Consider the following 12,242-nt stretch of genomic DNA (forward strand, 5'->3'; position numbering starts at 1 on the left):
TTGCATGTGTTAGGCCTGCCGCCAGCGTTCAATCTGAGCCATGATCAAACTCTTCAGTTTAAATTTTTCGAAACCTCAATCTCTGATACATCGAGAGAAAGCGGCTTCTAAACTTGGCTCATTCGCTAAAAACAAATTACTTCACATAATGAATTAATGAGTTACTTACGAATGATAATTTTGTGTTCGCACTATCATCTCGCAAGCACCCACACGCATTGCTTGATTAACTTTTTAAACAGCTAACGGTGCGCTCGGCTTCCGTTATGTCGCTTTAGCCTCGCCAAAGCAGGACGCGAATTATACGCATCTGATCAAGCTTGGCAACCTCTTTTTTCATTCAGTTTGAACAACTTACCGCCGAACAACCTATTGAAAACGTGAACCTGCTTGATCACTCCGGCCAGCCAATCTTCTTGGCCGACCCGCCCTCAACAACCAGCTCGCTGCTTGGCATTGAGTGGCGCGCATTATACGCAGCAGCGCTGACATGGCAAGTTAAATTATAAATTAATTTCAAACTTAAATTTAACTTGAGGAAATCAATATAACCCATTGATTTTCCTTCTTTTCTGGCGCCTCTACGTCGAGAGGGCGCGCATTATGCCCAGGACCCGGCCAAGGGTCAACAGGCATTTGCCAAATCCATTGAATTTTTGGGTACTACTACTTCTGCGGACAAACGCTAAGAGGTGATCAGCCCGGTCTCGCCATCCGGGGAGGCATGTTTAACTATAGTTCGAGCGAAGACTCTTGCAAGAAAAGGAGCGGCAAAGTGGCGCCGAAAACCATTGCCCCCGGAGCCCGGCGCCCGGCGACAATCGTTGAGCCAGCGCTCAACATCAAGAAGACTGACGCAGAGACCAAGCCCAAGTAACCAGACCGGATGCGGCATAAAGACCAAAGATGGCCAGTAATATACGGGGAGGATCCATAGCCACGACCCCAAACACCAAGACCACCGCCAGGATCACGACAAAGGGCACCCGCCCCCGCAGATCCAACTCCTTGAAGCTGCTGTATTTGACATTGGACACCATCAACAGGCCCATCAACGCCGTGACAATAGCAGCAAAGAGCGAAGGCCGACCCGCCATTTCAACATCAAATCCCGCCCAAACCATACCGGCAATCACGGCGGCGGCGGCGGGACTGGCCAGTCCGATAAAGTAGCGCTTGTCGACCTCGCCCACCTGAGTGTTAAAACGAGCCAAGCGCAAAGCGGCACCGGCGACATAAACAAATGCCACCCCCACGCCAAACTTACCGAGATCTGAAAGCGCCCAGAAATACATCACCAACGCCGGCGCCACGCCAAATGACACCATGTCCGAGAGACTGTCGTACTGCACACCAAACTCTGACGTCGTATTCGTCATACGGGCCACTCGGCCATCCATGCCATCGAGGATCATGGCAACAAAAATCGCAATCGCCGCCCACTCGAACTGGCCGTTCATTCCGGCAATTACTGCATAGAAGCCGCTAAACAGAGCTGCCGTGGTAAACAGATTTGGCAACAGGTAGACCCCTTTGCGGCGGACCTTTTTGCCGTTTTCATGCACTTCTTCGACATGCTCATCCACCGGTAATAACCCATCATCAAAGGGAGACGCAGGCCTCTGAGCATCGATATGACTGACTTTGGACTCGTCTTTGCGGTCTTCTGCATTATCGTCTTTGGGGGATTGTTCGTTCATGGAATTACGCATTCGTTGAAGTGATCAGGCGCATGATACTTGGTCTGTCAGAGCGCGCCCAGCCCTGAAACGGAGGGCCAAACAAAAAACGCGGCCCCAGGCCGCGTTTTTGATCGATCCGTGTCCGTAAACTCAGTTCTTGGACTTGTCGATGATCTTGTTGGCTTCGATCCAGGGCATCATGGAACGCAGCTGGGCACCAACCTGCTCGATGGGGTGAGCCGCGTTGTTGCGACGATGTGCCGTCATGGAAGGATAGTTAGTCTGACCTTCGGTGATGAACATCTTGGCGTACTCGCCATCCTGAATACGCTTGAGTGCATTACGCATGGCCCAGCGGGACTCTTCGTTGATCACTTCAGGTCCGGTTACATACTCACCATACTCCGCATTGTTGGAGATGGAGTAGTTCATGTTGGCAATGCCACCCTCGTACATCAGGTCAACGATCAGCTTCAGCTCGTGCAGACATTCGAAGTAAGCCATTTCCGGCGCGTAACCAGCGTCTACCAGAGTGTCGAAACCGGCTTTTACCAGCTCCACGCAGCCGCCACACAGTACTGCCTGCTCACCGAACAAGTCAGTTTCAGTCTCGTCTTTAAAGGTAGTCTCGATGATACCGGAACGACCGCCACCAACGCCGGACGCGTAAGACAGAGCAGTGTCTTTGGCCTTGCCGGAAACATCTTGCCAGATAGCGATCAGATCGGGGATACCACCGCCATTGACGAATTCGTTACGCACGGTGTGGCCAGGGGCCTTTGGAGCAATCATGATCACATCCAGATCAGCACGTGGCTCAACCTGGTTATAGAAAACGGAGAAACCGTGAGCAAACGCCAGGGTAGCGCCCTGCTGAATGTTGGGTTCGATTTCTTCATTGTACAGCTTGCCCTGGAACTCATCGGGAGTCAGGATCATAACAACGTCGGCAGCGGCAACAGCAGCGGGCACATCGGCAACCTTCAGACCGTGAGCTTCGGCTTTGGCAATTGAGGAAGAACCTGCGCGCAAACCAACCGTTACGTCAACGCCGGAATCCTTCAGGTTACAGGCGTGCGCGTGACCCTGAGAACCGTAGCCGATAACGGCAACTTTCTTGCCCTGGATGATGGACAGATCGCAGTCCTTGTCGTAATAAACTTTCATAGTGCACCTCGTTGGTGGAATTTGGCGGGGTGACCCCCTGTCGGATTAAGGCCAGGCTTAATCCGACCTGTATATTCGTTAAGATATCGGCATTCCGATATTGGAGGCGCAGTGTAAGGGATCACGCTTGTTGCGTAAAATGATATATTTGCAATACTACATTTTATTATCTGCAATACTGACACCCCCATGGATACCCGCTCACTCTCCCTGTTCCTGCACCTGTCCGAGACCTTGCATTTCGGCCGCACAAGCCAGGCATGCCATATCAGCCCTTCCGCTTTGACTCGCACCATCAAACAGATGGAAGAGCACCTTGGGGTACCTCTGTTTGAGCGAGATAACCGCTCAGTGCACCTGACCCAGGCCGGCCAACAGCTACAGACCTATGCACGGGAGTCACTGCAACAGTGGGAGACCTTCCGGGATTCTCTGCACCAGGACAGTGGCGATCTGCACGGTGAGATCAGCATGTACTGTTCGGTAACCGCCAGTTACAGCTTTCTGTATGACATTCTCAGTGAATTCAGACGCCGCCACCCAAAAATCGAAATCAAGTTGCATACCGGCGATCCGGCACTGGCCATAAACCGCGTCCTCAGCGGCCAGGAGGACATCACTATTGCGGCTCGCCCCCAAAGGCTCCCCAAACAGCTGGCTTTCAGTCGTATTACAGTATCGCCGTTAGTATTTATTGCGGCGAGCGCTGAGCGACTTGAAACAGAGCTGCAGTCAGACATCAAACAGAGAAACTGGAACAGAATTCCGATGATCCTGTCTGAGGAGGGTCTTATCCGGGACAGGCTCAACCAGTGGTTTCAGCAACGGAAAATCCGTCCCAAGGTCTATGCCCAGGTAGCGGGCCATGAGGCTATCGTCAGCATGGTGAGTCTGGGATTCGGGGTTGGTGTCGTTCCCAAAATCGTTCTCGACAACAGCCCCCTGGCAGACAATATTCAGACACTCGACGTCTCGCCCAAGCTGGAAGACTATGATGTAGGCCTCTGCACCCCCAGAAAACGCCTCAAAAGTCCACTCGTTAACGCCTTCTGGTCCCAGATTGCACATTCCGAGCAGGGCGATTAGTCGGCCATTAAGAAGAGTAATCTCGGGGTGATTTCCCTTGCATCTACCCCCTGCCAAGCTAAAATTCCGCACCTTATCTTTATCCTTTCCCACCGGGTTATTATGAACATTCGCGAACTCTTGCAAGACAAAGTCCAACAGGCCATGCTGGCAGCGGAAATCCCTGCCGAATACGGCCCACACCTGGCACCCTCCAAGAAAGCCGGGTTTGGAGACTACCAGGCCAATGGTGCCATGGCGGCCGCCAAAGCCCTGAAGAGCAACCCCCGCGATATTGCCCAGAAAATCCTCGACAACCTGGATCTGGAAGGCATTGCCGGCAAGGTGGAAATTGCCGGTCCCGGCTTTATCAACATTCACTTGAGTGACACCTGGCTGAGCAGCCAGGCTGTAGAGATACTGGGCGACAAGCGCCTGGGAATGACTCCTGTGGAATCCGCGCAAACCGTCGTCGTGGACTACTCCTCACCCAATCTGGCCAAAGAGATGCATGTCGGGCATCTGCGCTCGAGCATTATTGGCGATGCCCTGGTGCGAGCACTTGAGTTTCAGGGCCACAAGGTCATTCGCCAAAACCACGTCGGCGATTGGGGGACTCAATTTGGCATGCTGATCGCCGAACTGGAAGAGCAGCTGGAAGATGGCGAGGCTGCGGAATTTGCACTCAAGGACCTTGAGAGCTTTTACCAACAGGCGAAGCAGCACTTCGACGATAGCGAAGAGTTCGCCAACCGCGCCCGCGACTATGTCGTCAAACTGCAGTCAGGCGATGAGCGTATCCTGGCGCTGTGGAGTCAGTTCAAGAAGATCTCCCTGCAACACAGCGAGGAAATCTATGAGCAACTGAACGTCACCCTGACCGAATCCAACGTCCGCGGTGAAAGCGCCTATAACGACGATCTGCCAAAAGTCGTGGCCGAGCTTCAGTCGCAGGGGCTGGCCAAGGAAGACCAGGGTGCCCAAGTGGTCTTTTTGGAGGAATTGGCTGACAAAGAAGGCAATCCCAGCCCCGTCATTATTCAAAAACAGGGCGGTGGCTACCTCTATGCCACCACAGATCTGGCGGCATTGCGCTACCGGGCCAACTTCCTGCTGGCCGACCGGGTGCTGTACTTTATCGATGCCCGTCAGTCACTGCATATGAACCAGGTCTTCACCCTGGCGCGCAAGGCCGATTTTGTCCCTGACAGCATCAGCCTGGAACACCACGCCTTTGGTACCATGATGGGATCCGACGGCAAGCCGTTTAAGACTCGCAGTGGAGGCACCGTAAAGCTGGCTGAATTGCTCGACGAAGCCGTGGAACGAGCCGCCGCACTGATCGCTCAGAAGGACCCTGACCTTTCCGAAGAAGAGAAGGTAGAAGTAGCGCAGAAGGTCGGCATTGGCGCGGTCAAATACGCCGACCTGTCCAAGACCCGCACCAATGACTACATCTTCAACTGGGAATCCATGCTCAGTTTTGAAGGCAATACCGCCCCCTACCTGCAGTATGCCTACACCCGCATCCAGAGCCTGTTCCGCAAGGCCGGCATTGAGCCGGCAGAACTCGATGGCACCATAACCATCACCGCCGAACAGGAAAAAGCACTCACCCTGAAACTGCTGCAGTTCTCTGAAGTAGTGGATCAGGTGAGCCGTGAAGCCTACCCCCACGTGCTCTGCAATTACCTGTATGACGTGGCCAGTCTGTTTATGAAGTTCTACGAGGCCTGCCCCATTCTCAAAGAGGATGTGGATAACGCTACGCGCGACAGCCGTCTCGGCATTGCCCGTGTTGCAGCACAGACCTTGAAGACGGGGCTGGATCTGCTTGGCATCGAAACCATGGAGAAAATGTAACGGGGATGATCACCGACCCCTTTTTCTACCTCTGCGCCATACCAGCGGTACTGATTTTTGGTATGGCCAAAGGAGGGTTTGGGGGCGGCATTGCGGTCATCAGCGTCCCGCTGATGGCCCTGGCGGTCTCTCCTGTGCAGGCCGCTGCCATCTTGCTGCCCATTCTGGTCGTCATGGACATGATTGCCATGTGGAGCTTTCGCGGCCGCTGGAGCCAGACTAATCTGAAAATGACCCTCCCCGGGGCCATCGCCGGCATTGTGGTCGCCACATTTTCATTTCGCTACCTCTCTGAAGACAGTATTCGTATCCTTATCGGTCTGATCGCAGTCGTGTTCTGTCTCAACCACTGGTTTAAACCCAGATTGAGCGAACAACGACCTCCAGACCCGGTCAGAGGGACACTTTGGGGCTCTCTGGCTGGCTTTGCCAGCTTTGGTGTACACGCGGGTGGTCCGGCGATCAGCGTCTTCCTGTTGCCGCAGAGACTGGAAAAAACCGTCCTGATGGGAACATTTGCGGTCTTCTTTAGCGTCGTGAATATTGTCAAGCTCGTACCCTACGCCTGGCTCGGTCAGCTGGATGGCACCAATCTCCTCACCTCTCTCGCCCTCATCCCGCTGGCACCGATAGGCGTGCGATTGGGCTACTTCCTGTTGCACAAGGTGGAGGAAGCCTTGATTTACCGCCTGTGCTACTGCTTTCTATTTATTGTGGGTGCCAAACTGCTTGTCGAGGGCTGCCTGGCCCTGGCAAATTGATCAAACGGGCAGAATCCCGAATCCTTTCACATTCCCGGTGCACTTTTGGTGGTATCGTGAACCTTGCAACCTGAGCGGTGAATCCCCGCACAGTCCTGACTCAAGGGGGCTGGCGAGCCTTGACCAAAAGAGGCAAAATGTCCATTAAGGTGGCATTTTCATAAAACCGTCACAGAAAAAACATAAATAGAGTGGCGTGCCCACGCCTGTGGAACCTTTGGCACTGCCTGAAGGTCCCAGACTTTGCACACTACGTCGGCCAGGGCCGCTACTTTCTACAGGCAACCCGCAAACTATGATCGCAGAGACCGTTGGCAGACTTTCTGCCCTGAATACCGCCTCCAGGCGAACCTGGCTGGTCGCCTCTGCGTTGGTCGTGGGTCTGGTGGGTACAGGGCCACTGGCGCATCAGATATCCCGGGACATGACCCTTTTACAGCCGCCGGAGACAAAGCCGGTAATTCGCAATAGTACGCAAAATGCCACCAAAACCAATCTGAATATCAACACCCTCGTATCCGCGCAGTTGTTTGGCAACAGCCCTGCCGGTACCCCGGTTGGTCCTGCCAAACCTCAAGAAAATCTGCCAGAAACCCGCCTGAAGCTGGAACTTAGAGGCGTTTTTGGCAGCTCTGTGGAACAGGCCGGTAGCGCTCTGATTGCCGAGAAAGGAAAAACGGCCAAACAATATCGTGTACAGGAAAAGCTGCCGGGAGGCGCTGTTTTGCACGCCGTGGCCACCGACTTTGTCACACTTCAGCGCAATGGCCGGCTGGAAACACTGAGCTTCCCGAAACCAACGTCCTCTTCAAACACGCGAGTCAGCAGCCGCAGTACAAAACCCGGCAATTCTCCGAAGACCGCATCCATCAAAGAGCGCCTGGACCGATTCCGCAGCGCCAGAGAAGACCAGTTCGACTAGTTGGCATAGACAGGGAAATCGAAAAATCATGATGACAGGGACCTCCGCATTCATTGGCAATGGCGCGTTACGACTGTTTTTCAGTTATAGCGTGGTCAATCATACAGTCCACCTTCTCACAGTAGGCAACTAACCACCATGCACCGCAATCGTTTCACGCTCTTGAGTCTTACTTTGACCGCCACGCTTTTTCTGTCCGGGGTGAGTACAGGGCTTAATGTACAGGCACAGACTGCCCAAGAGCAGATTACCCTGGCACTGGAAAACGCCGATATTCGCGACCTGATTCAATGGGCTCAAGAAGTTACCGAGAAAAGCATCATTGTTCACCCCAACATCAAGGGCAAAGTCACGGTGGTTGCCGGCCAGCCCATGACCCGAGGCGAGGCATTTCAGGTCTTCATGTCCGTACTGCAGGTACATGGATTTGCCGCAATCGAAAGCGGAAATGTGATTAAGGTGATTCCCGATGCCCTGGCCAAACAGTCCGCCGTAACCATCGCACCCGAGGACAGTCGCGAGGCTACGGAAGAAGTTACTGTACAGATTGTCAAGGTCAAGAATATCTCGGCAACCCAGCTGGTAAACCTTCTTCGTCCTTTGGTTCCCCAGGTCGGACACCTGGCTGCTTATCCGGCTACCAACGCGCTTATTGTCGCTGATCGAGCAGCAAACATCCGCAAGATTATGGAAATCGTGCAGCGGCTCGATACGGTTGGCGTGGTCGATATTGAATTGCTGCCGCTGGAGTACGCCAGCGCCAAAGAGGTATCAGAGGTCATCAATAAACTGCTGCCTAAACAGCAGGCCAAAGGCGCCACGCAACTGACGGTACAGCTGGCCGTCGACGAACGCTCCAACAGCATATTGCTTACCGGCGACCCGGCAACTCGCAGCCAGATACGTAAACTTGTGCAGAGGTTGGATCAGCCGCTGGCAGGTGATGGTAATACTCAGGTGTTTTATTTGAATTATGCCAATGCCAAGGATCTGGTTCCCATCCTGGAGAGTATTGCGGGGAGCGTTCAAAAGAATCAGAAAGATCAGAGCGCCAGTAAAGCCGAAGTTGGTATTCAGGCGAGCGAGTCTCTCAATGCGTTGGTCATTACCGCTCCACCTTCCGTACTCAACACGATGAAAGGTGTCATCGGACGGTTAGACAAACGACGCTCACAAGTATTGGTGGAAGCGTTGATCGTGGAGGTCCGCGAAGATTTGGGCAACGATCTGGGCATTGAATGGTTTGGTAATAATACGGATACAAGTATCGGTTTCAGCTCCTTTCCCCGCACCCGCTTCAATATCGATCCTGACACCGGGCTGGGTGACTCAGGTACCGGCCTGACAATCGGTTACTTCCGGGGCGGGGAGCTGCGCGCACTGATCAACGCTCTGGCCACTGAAACCAATGCCAACATTCTCTCCACACCAACCATTATGGCTTTGGACAACGAAGAAGCTCAAATCCTGGTGGGCGAAAATGTTCCTTTCATTACCGGCAGTGAAGCACGGGAGAATGACGACCCGTTCCAGACTATTCAACGCCAGGATGTGGGTATAACCCTGAAAGTGAAACCACGCATCAACAACGACAACTCGGTCACCCTCGACATCGAACAGAGCGTCGAAAGCATTAGTGAAAGCGCGGATGTTAATGCCGCGGACATCATTACCAACAAACGCGAGATTAAAACTCGGGTACTCATCGAAAATCAGGAAATTCTGGTGCTCGGTGGTTTGATACGCGACGAAATGGAAGAGATCGAGAACAAGGTACCATTGCTGGGCGATATTCCAGGACTGGGCCGACTTTTTAAGAGCACCAGTAGCGACACTGTAAAACGTAATCTGATGGTATTTATCCATCCAACCATTTTGGCCGATGCCCGCAGCAGCCTGGAGATTTCGCGAGAACAGTACGACCGCATCCGCCAGGATCAGAGAGCCTTCCGAAATCGTGTCGAGTCTTTCTTTATTCCTAGGTCGCTGCCGCAGCTTCCTGAATTGGAAAAGGCACCCACTTCCGAGAGCGAGACTGGCAGTGGCGACGACAACTGAAACTGACCGCCAAGAAACGGCATCCGACTTAGTTAAGCTTCCCTTCAGCTTTGCCAAACGCTATCAGGTATTACTGAGTGGTGAGCAATCGGACCAACTGGTCTGCACAGATCTGCCTGAGCTGTCGATTATTGCTGAAGCACAACGTCTGTGCGGTCGACCCATTTCAGTAGAGATCATTGGCAACAATGAATTTCAGGACGCACTGACCAAAGCCTACGAACGAGATTCTAACGAAGCCATGCAGATGGTCGAAGATCTAGGCGACGAAATGGACCTCACCAGTCTTGCCAACTCTCTGCCTGAAACCGAAGATCTGTTGGAACAGGAAGATGATGCCCCGATCATCCGGTTGATCAATGCGTTGATTTCCGAGGCAATCAAACTTAATGCATCGGACATCCATATCGAAACCTTCGACAATCGATTGGTCGTCCGCTTCCGGGTCGATGGTGTGCTGCGGGAAATTGTGCAACCACGTCGCGAACTGGCGCCACTGCTGGTCTCTCGCATCAAGGTCATGTCGCGCCTGGACATCGCTGAAAAACGCGTGCCGCAGGATGGCCGTATTTCCCTGAAACTGGGTGGCCGGGAAATCGACATCCGGGTATCCACCATGCCCTCCAGTGGCGGTGAACGAGTGGTATTGCGCCTGCTGGATAAACAGGCGGGGCGTTTGGACCTCGGTAAACTGGGTATGCAAAAGCGTGATACTGAACTGTTCAAAGATCTTCTGCACAGACCCCACGGCATATTACTCGTAACCGGCCCCACCGGATCGGGTAAAACCACCACGCTTTACGCGGGTCTTGCCGGCATTAATCAGCAGGATAAGAATATCCTGACGGTTGAGGACCCCATTGAATACAACCTGGAGGGCATCGGCCAGACCCAGGTCAATACCAAGGCAGAAATGACCTTTGCACGCGGACTGCGTGCCATGTTGCGACAGGACCCCGATGTCGTCATGGTAGGGGAAATTCGTGATCTGGAAACCGTAGAAATCGCCATTCAGGCCAGCCTGACGGGTCACTTGGTGCTGTCCACCTTGCATACCAATACCGCTGTCGGTGCTGTAACCCGATTAGTGGATATGGGCGTCGAGCCCTTCCTTCTGTCCTCAAGTCTGATTGGTGTTCTGGCGCAGCGCCTGGTCAGATTGTTGTGCCCGGATTGCAAGATTCCCTACCCCGCAGACGATGCCGAATGCGAATTGCTGCAAGTGGACACGGATCAACCCCCAACCTTGTACCACGCTGGCGGTTGCGAGCACTGCAATCGCTCTGGCTACCGGGGCCGAACCGGGATTTACGAACTGATTCATGTGGATGAGGGGATGCGCAGTCTGATTCATAACCGCGCTTCTGAAGCGGACCTTCTACATTACGCCAGACGCCAGGGCCCGAGCATCCGCGATGATGGTCGAGCGCGCATTCTGGCCGGGGACACCACGGTAGAAGAAGTGCTGCGGGTTACGCACGAGGATTAAGGGGCATGGCCGCGTTCGACTACAAAGCTCTGACCCTCGATGGCAAAACCCGAAGTGGTGTTATCGAAGCCGACAGCGGTCGCCAGGCGCGTCAGCTGCTGCGTGAGCGTCAACTGACGCCGCTGCAGTTGGCTGAAGCCCAGCAGAAAACCGAAGCGGGCTTTTCCGCTTTTGGCAGCCGCCTGTTTGGCCCTTCGCTGCCAACCCGTGCACTGGCATTGATTACCCGCCAACTGGCCACCCTGATACAAGCAGCCCTGCCGCTGGAAGAAGCCTTACAAGCGGTGGCGCAACAAACGGACAATGACAAAATCCGCGGCGTCGTCTTGGCCGTTCGCGCCAAAGTGCTGGAAGGCCACAGTCTGGCGGACAGCCTGGCGGAATTTCCCCGGGCCTTTCCCAAATTGTATCGGGCAACAGTTGCCGCCGGCGAAGCCTCCGGACATTTGGATCGTGTCATGGAGCGGCTGGCTGACTACACCGAGGAAAGCCAGCAGTTTAAACAGAAAATTCAAATGGCAATGATCTATCCGATATTACTGCTGGTGCTATCCATTGCCATGGTAACGGGATTAATGGTGTATGTGGTACCCGATGTCATCACGGTGTTTGTGGGCACCGGACAGGAGTTACCGGCGCTGACCCTTGGATTGGTGGCGTTGAGTGATTTTATTGCTGCCTACGGCCTGTGGATGCTGTTGCTGGTATTTGCAGTTGGATTGGTCATATTTCGACTATTGCAACAGCCCGCAATCAAACTGAATTACCATCGGCAATTACTCTCACTGCCCTTCATTCGACGCTTTAGCCGTGGTTTTAACACAGCCCGCTATGCCAGCACCTTAAGCATCCTCACCAGTAGCGGACTGCCATTGGTTGAGGCGATGCGAATCAGCGGAGAGGTATTGGCCAATGATTTCCTGCGCGGGCAGCTTCAACAGGCCACCCAAAGAGTTCGTGAGGGCAGTAGCCTGAACCAGGCCCTGGCAGAGACCGGCGCCTTTCCACCGATGATGCTGCATATGATTGCCAGTGGCGAAGCCAGCGGTGAACTCGACAATATGCTGGAGCGCACCGCCAGCTACCAGGCCCGCGACTTACAAAACCTGGTTACGGTGTTAGTGGGTTTATTTGAGCCGGCCATGTTGCTGTTTATGGGAGTTACCGTGCTGTTAATTGTAATGGCCATCTTGCTACCCATTCTCAACATGAATCAATTGGTAGGGTAAATCCCT

Annotated in this window: 10 protein-coding genes; 7 read left to right on the top strand and 3 right to left on the bottom strand. The window is 53.7% G+C overall.

What is annotated here, in order from left to right; all coding sequences use genetic code 11:
• Positions 1 to 394: 394 nt before the first annotated feature.
• From HBA55_RS33020 to ilvC, 3 genes are all read right to left on the bottom strand, one after another.
• Positions 395 to 556 carry a hypothetical protein gene (locus HBA55_RS33020; RefSeq protein ID WP_167000012.1) on the bottom strand — a complete coding sequence of 54 codons (162 nt, stop codon included), beginning with the start codon at positions 554 to 556 and terminating at the stop codon, positions 395 to 397.
• A gap of 286 nt (positions 557 to 842) precedes the next feature.
• Positions 843 to 1,700: a CDP-diacylglycerol--serine O-phosphatidyltransferase gene (pssA, locus tag HBA55_RS33025; RefSeq protein WP_167000013.1), complete on the bottom strand. Its 858-nt coding sequence runs from the start codon at positions 1,698 to 1,700 to the stop codon at positions 843 to 845.
• A gap of 132 nt (positions 1,701 to 1,832) precedes the next feature.
• On the bottom strand, positions 1,833 to 2,849 hold the full coding sequence (gene ilvC, locus HBA55_RS33030) for a ketol-acid reductoisomerase (protein ID WP_167000014.1): 1,017 nt from the start codon (positions 2,847 to 2,849) through the stop codon (positions 1,833 to 1,835).
• A gap of 189 nt (positions 2,850 to 3,038) precedes the next feature.
• Between ilvC and ilvY the strand changes: the two genes are divergently transcribed.
• From ilvY to gspF, 7 genes are all read left to right on the top strand, one after another.
• Positions 3,039 to 3,935 carry an HTH-type transcriptional activator IlvY gene (gene ilvY / locus HBA55_RS33035; RefSeq protein WP_167000015.1) on the top strand — a complete coding sequence of 299 codons (897 nt, stop codon included), beginning with the start codon at positions 3,039 to 3,041 and terminating at the stop codon, positions 3,933 to 3,935.
• 102 nt (positions 3,936 to 4,037) lie between these two features.
• A complete protein-coding gene (gene argS / locus HBA55_RS33040) occupies positions 4,038 to 5,777 on the top strand; it encodes an arginine--tRNA ligase (RefSeq protein WP_167000016.1) in 1,740 nt (579 codons plus the stop codon).
• A 5-nt stretch (positions 5,778 to 5,782) separates the two neighbouring features.
• A complete protein-coding gene (locus HBA55_RS33045; protein WP_167000017.1) occupies positions 5,783 to 6,538 on the top strand; it encodes a sulfite exporter TauE/SafE family protein in 756 nt (251 codons plus the stop codon).
• Between the two features lie 295 nt (positions 6,539 to 6,833).
• Positions 6,834 to 7,460 carry a type II secretion system protein N gene (locus HBA55_RS33050; protein ID WP_167000018.1) on the top strand — a complete coding sequence of 209 codons (627 nt, stop codon included), beginning with the start codon at positions 6,834 to 6,836 and terminating at the stop codon, positions 7,458 to 7,460.
• 138 nt (positions 7,461 to 7,598) lie between these two features.
• Positions 7,599 to 9,518, top strand: coding sequence for a type II secretion system secretin GspD (gspD, locus tag HBA55_RS37660; RefSeq protein WP_240946427.1), 1,920 nt, complete (start codon positions 7,599 to 7,601; stop codon positions 9,516 to 9,518).
• A complete protein-coding gene (gene gspE / locus HBA55_RS33055; protein WP_338109499.1) occupies positions 9,502 to 11,007 on the top strand; it encodes a type II secretion system ATPase GspE in 1,506 nt (501 codons plus the stop codon). Before gspD ends, gspE begins: the two co-directional genes overlap by 17 nt.
• Before the next feature lie 5 nt (positions 11,008 to 11,012).
• Positions 11,013 to 12,236 carry a type II secretion system inner membrane protein GspF gene (gene gspF / locus HBA55_RS33060; RefSeq protein ID WP_167000020.1) on the top strand — a complete coding sequence of 408 codons (1,224 nt, stop codon included), beginning with the start codon at positions 11,013 to 11,015 and terminating at the stop codon, positions 12,234 to 12,236.
• Positions 12,237 to 12,242 lie beyond the last annotated feature (6 nt).

Source organism: Pseudomaricurvus alkylphenolicus, assembly GCF_011683955.1.
Lineage (GTDB): Bacteria > Pseudomonadota > Gammaproteobacteria > Pseudomonadales > Cellvibrionaceae > Pseudomaricurvus > Pseudomaricurvus alkylphenolicus.